The 15487-nt window shown below is 70.3% G+C and carries 12 protein-coding genes; 6 read left to right on the plus strand and 6 right to left on the minus strand.

What is annotated here, in order from left to right; all coding sequences use genetic code 11:
* Positions 1–244: 244 nt before the first annotated feature.
* On the minus strand, positions 245–2215 hold the full coding sequence (locus OG776_RS03125) for a multicopper oxidase family protein (protein ID WP_329318707.1): 1971 nt from the start codon (positions 2213–2215) through the stop codon (positions 245–247).
* 1093 nt (positions 2216–3308) lie between these two features.
* Between OG776_RS03125 and OG776_RS03130 the strand changes: the two genes are divergently transcribed.
* Together OG776_RS03130 and OG776_RS03135 are read left to right on the plus strand one after the other, a co-directional pair.
* Positions 3309–4463, plus strand: a complete 1155-nt coding sequence (locus tag OG776_RS03130) for a glycosyltransferase (protein ID WP_329318708.1) — start codon at positions 3309–3311, stop codon at positions 4461–4463.
* 244 nt (positions 4464–4707) lie between these two features.
* Positions 4708–5505 carry a spermidine synthase gene (locus OG776_RS03135; RefSeq protein ID WP_148014962.1) on the plus strand — a complete coding sequence of 266 codons (798 nt, stop codon included), beginning with the start codon at positions 4708–4710 and terminating at the stop codon, positions 5503–5505.
* A 157-nt stretch (positions 5506–5662) separates the two neighbouring features.
* Here OG776_RS03135 and OG776_RS03140 read toward each other — a convergent pair whose 3' ends face one another.
* The gene (locus tag OG776_RS03140) at positions 5663–8026 is read right to left on the minus strand and encodes a discoidin domain-containing protein (RefSeq protein ID WP_329318712.1); all 2364 of its coding nucleotides are present in this window, start codon (positions 8024–8026) and stop codon (positions 5663–5665) included.
* A gap of 260 nt (positions 8027–8286) precedes the next feature.
* Here OG776_RS03140 and OG776_RS03145 point away from each other — a divergent pair, with 260 nt between their 5' ends.
* The gene (locus tag OG776_RS03145; RefSeq protein ID WP_148009891.1) at positions 8287–9522 is read left to right on the plus strand and encodes a PP2C family protein-serine/threonine phosphatase; all 1236 of its coding nucleotides are present in this window, start codon (positions 8287–8289) and stop codon (positions 9520–9522) included.
* Between the two features lie 562 nt (positions 9523–10084).
* Here OG776_RS03145 and OG776_RS03150 read toward each other — a convergent pair.
* On the minus strand, positions 10085–10711 hold the full coding sequence (locus OG776_RS03150; RefSeq protein WP_148009892.1) for a DUF1345 domain-containing protein: 627 nt from the start codon (positions 10709–10711) through the stop codon (positions 10085–10087).
* Between the two features lie 220 nt (positions 10712–10931).
* Here OG776_RS03150 and OG776_RS03155 point away from each other — a divergent pair, with 220 nt between their 5' ends.
* Together OG776_RS03155 and OG776_RS03160 are read left to right on the plus strand one after the other, a co-directional pair.
* Entirely contained in the window at positions 10932–11603 is a 672-nt protein-coding gene (locus OG776_RS03155; RefSeq protein ID WP_148009893.1) for a hypothetical protein, read from the plus strand.
* 207 nt (positions 11604–11810) lie between these two features.
* Complete coding sequence (locus OG776_RS03160) at positions 11811–12290, plus strand: GreA/GreB family elongation factor (RefSeq protein WP_148009894.1); 480 nt, start codon at positions 11811–11813, stop codon at positions 12288–12290.
* A 19-nt stretch (positions 12291–12309) separates the two neighbouring features.
* Here the strand turns inward: OG776_RS03160 and OG776_RS03165 are convergent, their stop codons facing one another.
* Positions 12310–12591: a hypothetical protein gene (locus tag OG776_RS03165; RefSeq protein WP_329318717.1), complete on the minus strand. Its 282-nt coding sequence runs from the start codon at positions 12589–12591 to the stop codon at positions 12310–12312.
* A 539-nt stretch (positions 12592–13130) separates the two neighbouring features.
* Between OG776_RS03165 and OG776_RS03170 the strand changes: the two genes are divergently transcribed.
* Positions 13131–13628, plus strand: coding sequence for an Hsp20/alpha crystallin family protein (locus tag OG776_RS03170; RefSeq protein ID WP_148009896.1), 498 nt, complete (start codon positions 13131–13133; stop codon positions 13626–13628).
* 9 nt (positions 13629–13637) lie between these two features.
* Here OG776_RS03170 and OG776_RS03175 read toward each other — a convergent pair whose 3' ends face one another.
* On the minus strand, positions 13638–14480 hold the full coding sequence (locus OG776_RS03175; protein WP_329318720.1) for a family 1 encapsulin nanocompartment shell protein: 843 nt from the start codon (positions 14478–14480) through the stop codon (positions 13638–13640).
* Positions 14477–15466 (minus strand): Dyp-type peroxidase, encoded by a 990-nt coding sequence (locus OG776_RS03180; RefSeq protein WP_329318722.1) that lies wholly within the window; start codon positions 15464–15466, stop codon positions 14477–14479. Before OG776_RS03180 ends, OG776_RS03175 begins: the two co-directional genes overlap by 4 nt.
* Positions 15467–15487: the final 21 nt, after the last annotated feature.

Here is a 15487-nt window from a genome sequence, read left to right on the forward strand (position 1 = left end):
GCCCCGGCCCCGGGCCGCATGGACAACAGCTCGGACCGAGGCGGCCACGGCACGGTCCCGGCGTCCGCCGCCACGGCGGGCAGGGTTTCCGTGTCCGCGGCCATGGCATGCGCACATGTCTCCGCCCTCCGCGCGGATACGTATGCCGGTGTCGGCATGTCCCGGACCCTGCTCCCGGCCGGACGACCGGGAGCAGGCCGCCCCGTCACGAGAACCTGTGGAGCGGCCCTGTCCACCCGGCCCTCTACATCTTCATGCCGGAGTGCCCCGGCTCCTTCGCGCTCATCCCCATGTCACCGTTCATCCCCATCAACATGTCGTGGATGCCGTGGACGGCCGGAGGCATGATCACGAAGGGACGCATCATGCCCTCGTCCTCGTGGTCGAGGATGTGGCAGTGGTACATCACCTTGCCGGTCTGCCTCGCCAGCCGTCCGGCGACCGTGACCAGGGTGTTGGCGTTGACCGTGATGGTGTCCTTCCAGCCGGACTCCTCGGGTGCGACCGGCACGGCCGCACCCAGGGTGATCGGCTTCGTCGTCCGCCCGGCGGCGAAGTCCATGCCGGAGCCGTCCACCGTTCTCCGGTCCACGACCTGGAAGTTCATCAGGTGGATGTGCATCGGATGATAGATGGGCACCCCGGCCGGCGCGACGCTGACGAAGTGCCACTTCTCCCAGGTACCGGACGCCGCGAAGAACGACGTGGTGTCCTCGAACATGGTCCCCGTCCGCCGCAGCGTCCTGGTCCCGCCGGGCATGTCGATCTTCACGATCCCGCTGCCGGATGCCGTGTCGGCCGCGACCTCCCGCATCTCCCACAGCTGCGGCATGGCACCGGTCCTGTCGAAGGAGAGCACGACGAAGCGCTCGGTGGCGCCGTGCGGCACATCGGCCGCGGTGATCTTCCGGAAGGTGGGTGACAACGTTGTCGGCACCGTGTACGCGGCGCGAAGCCGGTTCTCGACACGGAACTGCATGACCTCCGGGAACGGGATCATGAAGTCGGGAAGCGCCGCGCCCACGGCCTGGCCCTCGATCGTGTTGACGAGCTTGAGCCGCCTGCCGGCGAAAGCGGCAAAGTCGATGACGACGTCGGCGCGTTCCGCCGGGGAGAGCGACAGTGTCTCGGCGATCGTCTGCGGCCTGCCCAGCAGACCCAGGTCGGTGCCGACCAGCTTCATGACGCCCCGGACGAGCTTGCCGGTGTCCTCGTCGACGACGGCCAGGCGGTAGACACGAGCGCCGGAGACGTTCACCAGACGCAGCCGGTAGGCTCGTGCCTCCACGTCGAGATACGGCCAGACGACCCCGTTGACCATCGTGAAGGGGTTGAGCGTGGCGAGCGCCGGGGGGATCGCGCCGGGCATCGGCGCGTCGGGGCCGCCGATGATGCGCTTGACGAGGATCTGCCCGGTGAGCCGCCCCTTGGCGTCCGTCTCGAAGTTGACGTCCTGGAGGGTGAGGGGAATCTCGTGGTCGCCCCGCGGCAGGTCGAGACGGGCCTCCTCCTTGTCGCGCACCATGTAGTTGCCGATGAGTCCGGCGGCGACATTCAACGAGGTCACGGACATGGCGTGGTCGTGGTAGAAGAGGTGCGCCGCCTCCTGGTCGTTGGCGTACTCGGCCAACTGCCCGTCGCCCGCGGTCACTCCGTATTCGGCGGCGCCGTCACTGAGGGCGTTCTGGTGTCCGCCGTGCACGTGGACCGTCGTCCACGCCGTCAGGGCGTCGACCTCGGGCCGGGCGAACCCGCCCTCGGAGCCGGGACGGTTGTAGGGAAGCAGTCCTGGTCCGGGGCCTTCCGGGTGCACCCATACCGCCTTGACGGGTGTGGTGCCCGTCAGCTTGTTGTTCCAGGCGACGCGCGCCTTCTGTCCGCCGCGGGCCTCGAGGGTGGGGCCGGGGAAGTGGCCCGCGTAGGTCCACAGACGAGTGGACGGCATCTGGGAGTGCAGACGCACACGTGCGCTGACGAGATCGATCTCCGTGATGTCGTCGCCGCGGAGCCGCAGCGTCGGGGGAATGCGCAGTGGGTCCTTGAACGGTGTCAGATGGGTGGAGGTCGGTTCTCCGGCTCCCTCGAGGATGTCGGCCGCCACCGGCTTCTCGTTCGTCGAGTTGTTGCCCTTGAGGAGGCCGGCACCGCCGACGGCGACGGCCGCCGTGGTGAAGCCGGCCATGCCGAGGAGCGACCGCCTGGTCGTGTCTGCCATGGGAATGCGTGTCCTGTTTCGGTGTGAGGGCGCGACGAGGCGCCCGTCGGAGCCGTGAAGGCTCCCGGGTGGGGACATGCCCGGCCATGCGTGCGCGGCATGGCCCGGGCTGAGGGGGGCGAGGTGCCGCAAGGCCTTGGCGGCTCGTTTCGTACTGCTCCCCGCGGTGCGTCCCCGCTCGTACCGATGATCGATCGACAGGCAGGCGGACGGACGAACGGGACAGACGGTAGGTGGGTCTGCCCGTGCTCGTGGGACGGCGGGGTCGACGGACCGGTTCCGGCGCGGAATCCGGTCCACGAGGGTCGTGCGGACGGCCGAAAGGTCACGTGGGGCGGATACCGCCACGTCAGGAACCTGACGTTTTCCCGCACCGCGCCCAAGATCCTTGCTTCGGCAACTAAGTAGATCATTCGAAGGTTGACCGTGCAAGTTGTGTGAGCGGACGGCGGCGATTCTGCTCATACGTTTCGACACGTATCTACTGTCGGAGGCGCCGACGGCGACGGCCCACACCGCGACACACCCGCCGCCCCGAAGCCCCATCGAGGCCGCCGCGACACGGAGGAGCTGTACATCCGCCAGGGTGCCCCGACGTCGCGACGGCCTGTTTGCGTCACACGGCGATCCTCTGGTGTACTTACTTGCATCGACAAGTACATGTGTGACTTCGCTCCTCGATCCCTTCGGTACGGCCCGCCGGTTCCGGCGGATCCTCACCCGTCGTGTCACGTGCGACAGCCCGATCGGCCGCGCACGCGGCAGGGAATCCGGGGGTTCCCGTCAAGGTCCGGCGAACTCGACGCCAAGGCCGCCGACGACGGTCTTCAGGCGTCCGGGCGTCCTCGCGCACCCGGCGGGGATGCCGACCACCACCGATCCGCCCGGTGCCTCCGGGCGACGTCACCGCCGTTCACCGAGGCGGACCGGCACCCGGTCCGCGTCGCTTGCCTCGGGTCAGCGGGCGACGGGCCGGCCCGCTGGGGCGACGGGACGGCGGCGCCGGACGGGCCGGCCCGCTGGGGCGGGGGAACAGCGGGCCGGCCACGGCGGACCCGGCCCAGGACCGAGTCACGTAGGAAGGTTTTCCACCGTGCGCGTTCTCTTCTTCAGCAATCCGTTGGTCGCCCATCTCCTCCCCCAGTTCCCGCTGGCGCGAGCACTGCGCGGACAGGGGCACACCGTCGCATTCTCCACCGCCGAGGTCATGGCCCCGTGGCTCGCGCCGGAGGATTTCGAGCTGCTGCTGTCCGGACCCTCCGCGGAGGAGGTGACCGGCGAAGTCGCCCGCAGAACCGGCGCCGACATCCTGTTCAGCCCGACGTCCCAGCTGGTCGGCGCGTACTTCGCCGGAGCACGTGTCGACCTCTCCCTCGACGAGGCGCTGGCGGCCGCGCGGTACTGGGAGCCCGACCTGATCCTCCATGAGCACCTGGACTTCGTGGGGCCGCTCGTCGCGGCCGTGCTCAAGCTGCCGTCAGCCGCAGTAGCCACCGACCCCGCGCTGGAGCCGGACGTCACGGAAGCCCTCACGGCAGCGGCGCGCACGCGCTGCCTCGAACGCGGTCTCGAACTCCCGTCCCGTGTGCCGTCCGGCCGCTGGCTGCTGGACCTCTGCCCGCCGAGTCTGCAGCGCCGCGGTGCGCTATCGCCACGCGAGCGGATCGCGCTGCGGCCCGAACCTCACGAAGGCCCGGCGGGCCCGACGCGAGCACGCCGCGCACCGGTGGGTGACCGCCCGCGGGTGCTGGTCGGACTCCCTCACGCTGCCGGGGCAACGGCGGGCCTGGGCCCGGTCCTTCGTTCGCTGGGCACCCTCGACGTCGATCTGGTGGCCACGACGCCGGGCGATCCCGGCGAGGGCCCCGGCCTCGAACCGGGCCGCGTCGAACTGCTCCCCTTCACCCCTGCGGCGGAGCTGCTGGAGAACGTCTCGGCCGTGGTCCACCACGGAGGCTCGGGCAGCACGTTCGCCGCGGCGGCCAGAGGCATCCCGGCCGTCGTCGTACCCGGATCGGAGGCCCAGCAGCGGCAGGCGGAACCCCTCGCGGCGGCGGGAGCCGGACTCGTCCTGCCTCCCGGGCGGCAGGACCCCGCGTCGGTCACCACCGCGGTCGGGCGCCTGCTCGCCGACCCCGGCTTCACCGTCGCCGCGCACCGGGTACGGGACGAGATCGCCGCCATGCCGTCGGCCGTCCAGGTGGCCGAGTGGCTCGTCGCCTCGGTCTCCGCGCGGCGCGGGCGGTAGGGAACTCCGGCGTACGCGTGGGAGGAGACACCCCGCGTCCTTCCTTCCGACGGCTCCCGCGCACCGCGAACGGCGCTGTCCCGCGAACGAGCCTCTCTCCTGTGTGGACTCGTCCCCTGGGCGGGCCCGCTCCCGGGCGGTGTCCGGCGTGCGCGGGCATCCTGTTCCGGCCAGTACGGTACGTATCTGCGGCGTGGCCCCACGGCCCGCTGCCGGCGGACCAGGAAGCGGAGAAGAACACCGGATGAGCGCACGTTTCGAGGAGATCGACTGGCGGCCGACGCCCATGGGCGAGATCAGTCTGCGTCGCCGCCGGCATCCGGTGTCGGGAGAGGATGTGTACGAGGTCAAACTCGGCGACGAGTACCTGATGTCGAGCCTCTTCACCGAAGGGGAGGTCGAGCTCGCCCGGCTGGGTCTGGCGGAACTGCCCGACGGCCCGCTCGACGTCGCCGTGGGCGGACTCGGGCTCGGGTACACGGCGAGGGCCGCGCTGGACGACCCCCGAGTGGGTTCGCTGATCGTGGTCGACGCGCTGGCCGAGGTGATCGACTGGCATCGCCGCGGGCTCGTGCCGCTGGGCGCCGGCCTGGTGTCGGACCCCCGGTGCAGGCTGGTGCGCGGGGACTTCTTCGCCATGGCCGCGGGAAGCGCGGAGGCTGGTGGTCCGGTACCCGCGGACGGTCCGCCGGATGAGAACGCGCACGGCGTGGCGGGCGGGGCGGTGCGCGGGCTCGACCCGGAGACTCCCGGGCGCCGTTTCCACGCGATCCTGCTGGACGTCGACCACTCACCGCGCCATGTGCTGCACCCCGGCCACGCCGCGCTCTACCGCCGGGAGGGGCTGGCGGCCCTGGCGGAACTCCTCCTCCCAGGAGGCGTGTTCGCGCTGTGGTCGAACGACCCGCCGGACGCCGAGTTCGCTTCGGTGCTCGCGGAGGTCTTCGTGGAGACCTCCGCGCACGTGGTCGACTTCGACAATCCGCTCCAGGGCGGGACCGCGGCCAACACGGTCTACGTGGCTCGCAGGAGTGCCGGGTGACCTGACCCGGGGCCGACCGGCCGAACGGGTCGGACGGGTCGGACAGTTCGAGCAGATGGGAGAGTGCCGCTCCGCGCCGAGGACCGGCACTCTCCCCGCTCGGCCGTGGGTCGCCCGTCGCCCCGACGGGCCCGGGTTCGGCGAGGGTGTGGTTGAACTAGCCGGTGTAGGCCTCCAGTTCCGACAACTGCGCGGCCGGCCAACCGGTGTTGCCCGTGACGGTGACCCTAAGGTAGCGGGTGGAGGCGGAGCCGGGCAGGGTGATGGTCACGGTGTTCCCGCTGCCCGGACTGAAGGTGTAGCCCGCCGAAGCCTTGAGCGTGGTCCAGGTGCTGTTGTCGGCGCTGCCCAGGATGCTGAGCGTCTGGGTGCGGGCGGCCCAGGCGGCCGCCGGGGGGAGCTTGAGGACGACACGCTTCACCGCCTTCGAGGCACCCAGGTCGACCGTGGCCGACTGGGGGAAGGAGTTGTTCGCGCTCTCCCAGTAGGTGTCGGCGTTGCCGTCGACGGCGTTGGCGGCACGGTAGACGTCGGTGTGACTGGTCTCGGTGACGGGCCGGTTCTCGGCGAGGTTGACGGTGTCGTCCGTGGGCGGCTCGGTCGGCGGGTCGGTGGGCGGGTCCGTCGGCGGCGGTGTGCCCCCGCCCGGTACTCCCCCGTTGGTCCACTTCGGATCGGGCCAGGTGCCGGTACAGACCGGCGGATCGGCGTACCAGCCGCTGTTGCCCGCGCCGCGGGTGATCGCGAACCCGGATCCGATGCAGTTGTGGATCGGGTTGGGCTGGCCGATGTGGGTCGCGGTGACGTCGCTGAACGACGCCGTGCCGGGAGCCTGGATCTGCAGGGCGTAGGTACCGGCTCCGTCGATCCGTACGTGATCGAAGTGGAGCCCCCGTGTCGCCCCTTCGATCAGCATGATCGCGGCGTACGAGCTGTCGAGGATCTCGCTTTCGGTGATGTTGATGGTCGCGTCGACGGGTTCGTTGAGACCGCTGAACCAGACGGCTCCGACGCCGAACTGCCAGTTGTAGTCGTTGTTTCCGGTTCTGATCAGGGTGTTGCGGGCCGCCGTGATGGTCCCCGAGACGGCGGTGCCCTGACCGGAGTTGACGCCTGGATAGCGGTTGGCGATGTGCAGGCCGCCGCCGTTGGTGACGGTGTCCGCCATGACGTTGTCGGAGATCGTGATGTCCTTGCCGCCGTACGTCACGATGTTGTTGGCCAGGATCGGCAGGACCACGGTGTTGAAGGTGAACTTGTTCTTGACGTTGGGCACGCTCTCCGCCCACATCGCCAGTCCGTCGTCACCGGAGTTGCGTACGAAGGTGTTGGTGACCGTCGAATTGGTGACGCCCATGTGGAAGTTGACGCCGTCGGCCGTCTGATCGAGGATGCGGCTGTTCTTGATGGTGAAGTTGTCCATCGGGCCGTCCATCCAGGCCCCGCACTTCGTGTGCTGCATCCACACGTCGTCGACGGTCGAGTTCGACAGGGCGCCACCGATGGCGTTGACCTGGTCGTCGTCCACCCGCTCGCGGATGTCACCGATGATGGCGAAGTCCTTGAGGGTGACGTTCTTGCTGCCGCCCTGGTTGGCGTACTTGCCGTAGACACCGACGGCCTTGGCCCTGTTCGACGGGTCACGGCCGGTCAGCACGCTGTACCAGGGCCCCGCCCCCGCCAGGGTCACCTGGTCCACGACGATGTGGTCACGCACGTCGTAGGTGCCCTGCGGGATGTAGACCGTCCGGCCCTGCGCCTTGCCGGCGTCCACCGCGGCCTGGATCTTGGCGGTCGAGTCCGAGGCGCCGGTGGGGTCGGCGCCGAAGTCACTGACGACGTCGAGAGCTCCGGACGGCTTGCCGAGGGGAGCGGCCACCTGCTCGAAGTCGGCGAGGTCGATGGTGAACGTCGGTGAGTCGCTGGTGGAGGAGACCTGCAGCCGCACCTTGCTGCCCGCCGGCAGCGTGGAGCCGAACATGGTCCTGGTCTCGTCGTAGAAGTGGTGCGGGTTGGTGTCGCCGGGGTTGTTGTTGAAGGGGTAACCGCCGTAGTACCAGCCGTACTTGGATGTCACCGGCACGGTCTTGAGCTGGTTGCCGTCGACCTTGAGGTCCATCGTGGCGCTGCGGCCGGTGCCGGCGGAGTTGTCGGGCAGCGAGTAGCGGAACGACATGGCGTTGGCGGGAGCCGTCAGGGTGAACTCGACGTACTCGCCGGTCGCGTCGAGCGTCACCGCCTGGCGGCCCGAGGCCTCGGAGGGCAGTCGGCCGTACAGCCGGTCCGGGCCGATCAGGGTGCCGTTCGTCGCGGCGTACTCGGCCTCCTGTTCCTTGAACGGCACAGTGGCACCCCGGCCGGAGACACCGACCGGTGAGGGGGCGGGGACACCGGCCGCGGAGGCGGCAGGAGCGGAGAGTGCCACGGCGGCGATCGCGCCGGCCGCGGCCAGAGCGAGCGACACCGAGGCCGAGAGGCCGCGTTGCAGCGTTCTGCGTCTGGAGGAAGGAGTCACCGTCATGCGTCCTTCGGGGTTCGTGGGGGTGCGCGGACGCGAGAAGGCTAGAAGCGCGGACGTAGGAAGTCTATGAGTGTGCGCAAAATCCGAATGACCCGACGCAAATTTGCGACGAGCTCGGCGAGAGATCGCTCCCTCGCCATCGCCCCGCTCCCGCCCGGGGCCGCGCTGACCGGTGCGGGGCTGAGAAGCGCCCCGGGCGGGCGGACCGTAGCGTGAAAGGGCACGTCGGGCAGCGGAGCACGGGCAGGCAGGAGGTGAACATGCAGGGGATGGACTACGAGTCCCTGTTCGCCGCCATGCCGAGTCCGTATCTGGTAGTGGGCCGGGACCTGGTGATCGTGGAGGTCAACCAGGCCTATCTGGAGGCGACGGGCCGCGGCAGGGAGGACCTGCTCGGGCGGCACATCTTCGACGCCTTCCCGGACAACCCCGACGATCCCGAGGCCGACGGCGTGCGGAATCTGAGCGCCTCGCTCGACCGGGTACTGACCACACGCGCGCCGGACACGATGGCGCTGCAGCGCTATGACATCGCGGTCGCGGGCAGACCGGGGACCTTCGAGGAGCGGTGGTGGTCGCCGATCAACACCCCGGTCGTCGGACAGGACGGCCAGGTGGCCTGGATCATCCACCGGGCGGAGGACGTGACCGCGTTCGTCCGGGCCCGCGCCGCCGGTAAGGGCTTCGAGAAGCGTCTGACGGAGCGCGACGCCCTGGAGGCCGAACTGTACGGCCGGGCGCGCGAACTCCAACGGCTCAACGACGAACTGCGCAACGCCCACACCCGCGAGCGGCAGGTCGCCGTCACGCTGCAGGAGGCCATGCTGCAGTCGCCGGACCTCGCCCGGCACCAGAACGTCGCGGTGCGCTACCTGCCCGCGGCCGGCTCGCTCAACGTGTGCGGTGACTGGTACGACGTGGTCGACCTGGCGGACGGCCGCTTCGCGGTGGCGGTCGGCGACGTCGTGGGCCACGGGCTGGAGGCGGCCGCGGTCATGGGAATGCTGCGCAGCGCCCTGAGCGCGGCGATCCGCGCACTGGAGCGGCCCGCCCAGGCACTCGAGGTGCTGGGTCTGTACGCCCGCTCGCTGGAGGGCGCACTGAACACCACCGTCGTCAAGGCGATGGTGGATCCTCGCAGTCACTTGATCATCTACAGCAACGCGGGGCACCCGCCCCCCGTCCTGGTGCACCCGGACGGTACCTGCATGCTGCTGGACGATGCCGTGGACCCGCCGCTCGGAGCACGCCCCCAGCACGTTCCCCGCCCTCAGGCGGGCCAGCCCTACAATCCCGGCGACACCCTCGTCCTCTACACCGACGGGCTCATCGAGCGCCGCGACGAGGACATCGACGCGGGGCTCTCCCGGCTGACCGAGGCGCTCGGGCGCCACAGTTCCCTGAGCCCGGACCACCTCGCGGACACCCTGCTCGCGGATCTCGGTCTCGCCCACGGAGCCCATGACGACATCGCCCTGGTGGTGGTCCGACTGTGATGTCCCGAGCCCGTCGACGCCGGGCCCGGGACATCACGCCGGCACACGTGTCGGTCCGCTCCGGGGGATTCAGGACTGCGGACGTCGCCCGTGATTGGCCGCGTGCTTACGGCGGGCCTTCTTCTTCCGGCGTCGCTTCGAGGACATGGACAGCCTCCTGACACGCTCGGGGCATTTCGGCCAACCATCATTTCACAGGGCGCCCGACCCGGCGATCCGCCGGTGCGGCCGGCTCGACGCCCGGCGCAACGCGTTCGGGGACAACCTGGTCCAGCACACGGCCGCGGAAACCCTCCGGCGGTCGCAGACCGGACGAATCAGGGACGACACCTCGGCTCGACGTCTGGTCGGGGATCACGGTGGACCTCTGATACAGGCGGGTACGGTACGGCAGTTGACCAGAGGTACCTGCCCAACGGCACATCTTCATCAACGAGTTGAGGCATCACGTTTTTCCTGTCGCGTCCGGATGTCTGGCGCCCGCGGCCGCCTCCGGCAGAGGAGGTGTCCGCGCGTACGGACCTGTCCGTCGTGCGGCCATCCCCCGCTCGTCACACAGTGCTCAGTGCGTGACGATGCCCACGACGAGGTTGATGGCGGTGGCGAGGATGCTGGTGCCGAAGACGTACGACAGGAGACAGTGCCGTAGCACCATGGCCCGGATCGCCGGACTCGAGACGCTGGTGTCCGAGACCTGGTAGGTCATCCCCAGGTTGTAACTGAAGTAGAGGAAGTCCCGGTACGCCGGGGGCTGTTCGGAGTTGAAGTCGATCCCGCCCACGGACTCCGGGTAGTACAGGTAGGCGTACCGGGTGGCGTACATCAGGTGGAGCGCGGCCCAGGCCGTGAACACTCCGGCGAGGGCCGTGGCGGCGTGGACGGGGTCGGAGTCGCCGACCAGGAGCACCACGATGCCGACCAGGCCGCAGACCGCGGCCGCGATCACCACCAGCTCCTCGGCGACGGGGCGCAGATCCTCACGTCGTGCATGGCGCCGGGTCGCCGCCGCGTCCATCGGCCACAGGACGATCCAGCCCGCCACCACGAAGAGCGCTTCGGTCGCGGCGATGCCCGCCAGAACACCCAGCGGGGTGTCGACGGTGACGCCCACCACCGCACCGGTCGCCGCCCCGGCGACCACCGCGCAGGCGAGCCGTGGCAGGGCTGAGACCGGCGACCAGATACTCATACATCCTCACTCTAGCGGCTCCACCCCAGGTCAGCGCCCTGTCACCGGAGTGGTCAGGTCCCTGTGGCCACGCGACGAGCCGAGGGCCGGCCTGCTCCGGAAGAAAGCCCTAGCCCGCATGGGCCAACGGACGCGCGAGCCGCGGTCCCGGGCGGCAGGGTGTTGGTGCGGGCTGCGGAGCACCCCCGCGGACGACGAGCGCCTACGGCCGGGAGGATCCATGCGGGAGAAGCCGCTGAGCAAGATCGGCGACGAACTGTTGCGCCTGCGCCACGGCTTGTCGGGCACCTCGGAGCACCGGACACCACCCACCGGATTCGGTGTCGACCGCTCGCTGGTCAGCGGTTTCGTCGAGGGCGCGCTCTCCCCGCAGGACGAGGCGGAACTCGCTGGTCAGATGGCGGGGTTGATGCCCTTCCACTGGTCGCAGCCGAACAGCTTCGCCTCGATCATGTCGCAGGTCACGGATCATCTCGGCGGACAGCGGGAGCTCATGGCGTGGCTCGACCGCTTTCCCGGCCGGCCCCGCCTGGTGGCCCGTCTCTACGTCCTGATGGGCCTCCTCGACCGGTACAGCGAGAGCACCGCCGTGGTCACCGCGCTGCGCGAACACCGTGAGGAGACGCCCTATCCGGCCGGTCTCAAGGGTTATCTCGTACCGGAGACCGATGACGAGACGCTCGCCGGCATCGCCTTCAGGATCGAGGAACTGCTCGGTGACGGCGACAAGGACAAGGCCGTCGATCTCGCGCTGGCCACGACGGACTGTCTGCGGCGGATCGCGCCGCGCGCCGAGGAGTTGGACCCCGGTATCGGTGACCTCGGTGAGGTGATGGAGCACAGTGGTCAGGACATCCGGGAGGCGGCCGCCGAGGCCGGGTCCGGGTCCTGAGACACGGCTCGTCCCGGCCACGCGCCCGGCCCGACGTGCGCGCCGCCCGCGCCTCCGGTGACCACGCGCGGGCCCACCCGCCGCCCACCGCCACCACTACCGACACCACTGGCCGAAGGAACGGTGCCGTCGGCAAGGACGGCCACGTCGGGGACGACGGACGGTTCTCGACCTCGACCCTCCCCTGCCCATCCCTCAGGAGCAGCAATGACCAGCGAACCCGCGCCGATCAGCGAAGCCGCCCGTCGCGCCCTCGAACAGGAACTGGCCGACATCCGCGTCGAACGGCAGACGGTCGCCGCGACCCTGCGGAGCACCGACACGGTCGGTGACCACGCCGACCAGGCCGACGAGTTGCAGCGCGCCAACGACCTCGAACATCTCGACGCCCGCATCTCGGAGATCACCACGCGACTCGGTCAGGCCGCCGACGCGGGCCGTCCCTCCACCGATGTGGTCGGTGTGGGCAGTACGGTCACGGTGCGGTTCGCCGACTCCACGGTGGAGACCTTCCAGATCGGCGACGTGGCCGAGGAGTTGGACCAGACGCTGGTCACGGCCGACAGCCCGTTCGGGCGCGCGCTCCTCGGCCGCCGTGCCGGAGACCCGTTGCGGTACGAGACACCTGACGGAAAGGTCTCGGCGGTGGTGGTGTCCCTCGGGAAGGCGCCCGAAGGACAGGAGTGAGTGATCAGGGGGGCGGGGTTCAGCCCTGATAGCGAGTCGGCGGGAAGGGCGGCCGTGACTTCCTGGGGCCCGGGCCCGTCTGGATCTCGCCCGTACCCGCCTCACGGTCGATCTCGTCCCGCTCGGCGCGGTAATCGGCCTCCGGGCTCGGTGTCCTCCGCGTCCGCAGATCGACGTCCTCGCGGTCGCGCTGTGTCCGCTGGGCGAGATCGTCCTGGTCGGGGCGCCGGGGCAGCCCTCTGCTGTGGCCGTCATCCGGGTTCCCCTCGACCGCTCGATTGGACTTGTGGTGGTGTGCCATGCGTCGGTCCTCCTCTGGAGGGTGCCCGGGCCCGTACGCCCGTGCGCACCGTCCATGTCGGGGTGTCGGGAAACGGCATCGCCCTGCCGTACGGGTGCCCGCCCCGCCGACCGGGGCCATGGAGTGCCTGTGCGGCCGCGACGTACTGTGCGGTCGGGGCTCTTCCGTCCGCCGGTGCACCGGCTCGGACGGCATGCCGTGGGACCGGTCCGGGGCTCCGCCGAACGGATCGGACGGGTCGGGAGGGGTCGACGACATCGGCATGGCAGGTCCTGGTGGTGCGACAGGTCCTTCTCACCCAAGCGCGATGCCCACCGCACCGCAACCGGAGGGTGGGCGCCGGGCTCCGACGGCGGCCGCGGGCGGGACGGAGACCACGTGGAGACAGGGCGTAGACCGGGCGGCGACCGGCGTGGACGCGACGAGTTGCCCGTCACCGGCACCCCGGAGAGGATCGATCCGCGGACCGGGAGCCGTGCGCGGTCGACCGCCGTCGGTGTATCCGGGGTCCGGGCCCCTCGACGACCGGAGACATGGTGATGAGTGAACGAACGGACACCACCCGATCAGGTCCGGTACGGGCGGCCTGGTCGACCGGCCACGACCCGGTGGCCGAACTGGAGCACCTGTGGGGCGAGGTCAGCCGTCTGCTCGAACGGTCGGCGCCCTCGCCCGGATCCTCGCGCCACTGGATGCCCCTGACCGAGGAGGAGGACGCGGGCGACGCCTACCAGGTCCGCGCGGAACTGCCCGGCGTGGCGCGGGCGTGCGTGAGCGTGGAGATCGACGGGCGGGAACTGCACATCCAGGGAACGCTCGACGAATCGACGCGCGGGCACGCGCTGCGCCGCCGGTCCGGTTCGTTCTCCTACGGCATCCGGATTCCCGGTGACGTGGATGTCGAGGCGGTCCGGGCCGATCTCTGCGACGGGGTGCTGACCGTCCGGCTGCCGAAGACGGGGGTGTCGACGCGCCGGACGATCGCCCTCGGCTCGGACCGGCCGTCCGACCGGGTGCCCGGCCGGCTGTCGGACTGACCGGCCGGGTCAGACCGTCCCGGTGCCCCCGGACGCGGGCGGGTCCAGGGCGACCACGGCTTCGTCCGTGTAGACCAGGAAGGTCAGGGTCTGGCGGAAGTACAGCTCGATGTCGGTGGCATCGTGATCCGTGTACCCCACGGCGAGATCCTCGCCGAGCCGCAGCTCGTAGTCCCCGCCCCGCGTGGTCACCAGGAAGCCCCCTTCGATGGCCGGCGCCCAGATCAGCTCACCGTCGAGGATGCGTCCGATATGACTGGCGACGGGATAGCCGTGGTCGGAGGTCTCGGTGACCGCCGTGTAGGGCTCGGCGCCCAGCAGCAGGGAGTAGGGGCCCTGGACACCGGCCAGACGGAGCGCGGTGACGGCGCTGCTGACGGTGTCCGGGAAGTCGCGCGGTTCCGCGGGCAGCCGCAGGACGGGGTTGGAGGTGCGCCCGCGCAGCCCGTCGATCCGGGCGGCCGCGTATCCGTCGAAGACGGCCGCGTCCTCGGCGAACGCCATGATGCGCGCCGCGTCCTTGACCGGCTGCCAGTCGGAGTCCTTGGACCCGCGGTCGATGTCGTCGACCGCGGAGCGGCTCACCCTGAACGGCACCCGCAGTTCGACCAGGGGCTGGGCCTCACGCAGCCGTGCGTCGACGCCGGCCGCCGGCCGCTCGATGCCGGACAGATGGCCCGTGCCCACGGCCGCGAGCCCGGGCCCGTCGGGTCCGGAGACGTCCACGACCCGGCGGCCGGCGAGGTTGCGGCGGAACGTGCGGCGGGCCTCGTCCTCGATCTCGGCCCACGCGGCGGGGGTGATCGGGGCGAGTTCGCGATGCAGGTTGGTGACGCGCTCGGGCGTGGTCATGTTCGGACTCCTTTGAGGCTGCCGATCCCCAGCGACCCGTCCGACGGCGCGGGGCCGCCGGGCGCGTCGGGCAGGTCGTCGAGGAAGGTGGCGGTCGGCACGTGGAACAGGCACCCGGTGATCGCGGTCGAGAAGTCGAGGATGCGGTCGTGGGCGGCCGGGGCGTCGCCGAGGAACATGTTCCTCAGCATCTGCTCGGTCACGTCCGGTGTGCGTGCGTAGCCGATGAAGTACGTGCCGAACTCGGCCTCCCCGAGGCTGCCGAACGGCATGTTCTCCCGCACGATCTTGCGCTCGTCGCCCTCCTCGTCGGTGATGGTGTTGAGCGCCACGTGGGAGTCGGCGGGTTTGGCGTCGTCGGAGAGCTCCACGTTGGCCAGCTTCGTCCGCCCGATCACCAGCTCCTGTTCCTGCGACGACAGGACGTTCCACGCCGTCAGGTCGTGCAGATACTTCTGCACGATCACGTAGCTGCCCCCCGTGAAGTCGGGGTCCTCGTCGCCCACGAACACCGAGTCGGCCGCGAGCTGCCCTTCGGGGTTCTCGCTTCCGTCGACGAACCCGAGCAGGTCCCGCTCGTCGAAGTACTTGAAGGCGTGGACCTCGTCGACCACCATGACCGCACCGCGCAGCCGCTCCGTGATCAGGCGGGCCAGTTCGAAACACAGGTCCATGCGCCGGGCACGCAGATGGAAGAGGAGGTCTCCCGCGGTGGCCGGGGCCCGGTGGTGTTCACCGGCCAGTTCCACGAAGGGGTGGAGGCCCTGCGGACGGGGTCCGGCGAACAGTCGGTCCCAGGCGGCCGATCCGATACCGACGACGCAGCTCAGCTCGTCGTGAGGCGCGCGGAAGGCGACCGAACGGCGCAGCCCGGAGACGTCCTCCAGCAGGTCACGGACGGTGTCCTCGTGACCCGGCGCGATCACGGCCACGAGGAACACGGCGGCCCTGGCCGGCGGGACGATCACGGCTTGCGACTCCACCACGAGCGGCCTCCTCGAACGATA

This window comes from Streptomyces sp. NBC_01689, assembly GCF_036250675.1.
GTDB lineage: Bacteria > Actinomycetota > Actinomycetes > Streptomycetales > Streptomycetaceae > Streptomyces.

What these genes read in the sequence shown, in the direction of transcription:
- OG776_RS03125 (WP_329318707.1), bottom strand. Translation starts at nt 2,215, where the DNA reads ATGGCAGACACGACCAGGCGGTCGCTCCTCGGCATGGCCGGCTTCACC.
- OG776_RS03135 (WP_148014962.1), top strand. Translation starts at nt 4,708, where the DNA reads ATGAGCGCACGTTTCGAGGAGATCGACTGGCGGCCGACGCCCATGGGC.
- OG776_RS03140 (WP_329318712.1), bottom strand. Translation starts at nt 8,026, where the DNA reads ATGACGGTGACTCCTTCCTCCAGACGCAGAACGCTGCAACGCGGCCTC.
- OG776_RS03145 (WP_148009891.1), top strand. Translation starts at nt 8,287, where the DNA reads ATGCAGGGGATGGACTACGAGTCCCTGTTCGCCGCCATGCCGAGTCCG.
- OG776_RS03150 (WP_148009892.1), bottom strand. Translation starts at nt 10,711, where the DNA reads ATGAGTATCTGGTCGCCGGTCTCAGCCCTGCCACGGCTCGCCTGCGCG.
- OG776_RS03155 (WP_148009893.1), top strand. Translation starts at nt 10,932, where the DNA reads ATGCGGGAGAAGCCGCTGAGCAAGATCGGCGACGAACTGTTGCGCCTG.
- OG776_RS03160 (WP_148009894.1), top strand. Translation starts at nt 11,811, where the DNA reads ATGACCAGCGAACCCGCGCCGATCAGCGAAGCCGCCCGTCGCGCCCTC.
- OG776_RS03165 (WP_329318717.1), bottom strand. Translation starts at nt 12,591, where the DNA reads ATGGCACACCACCACAAGTCCAATCGAGCGGTCGAGGGGAACCCGGAT.
- OG776_RS03170 (WP_148009896.1), top strand. Translation starts at nt 13,131, where the DNA reads ATGAGTGAACGAACGGACACCACCCGATCAGGTCCGGTACGGGCGGCC.
- OG776_RS03175 (WP_329318720.1), bottom strand. Translation starts at nt 14,480, where the DNA reads ATGACCACGCCCGAGCGCGTCACCAACCTGCATCGCGAACTCGCCCCG.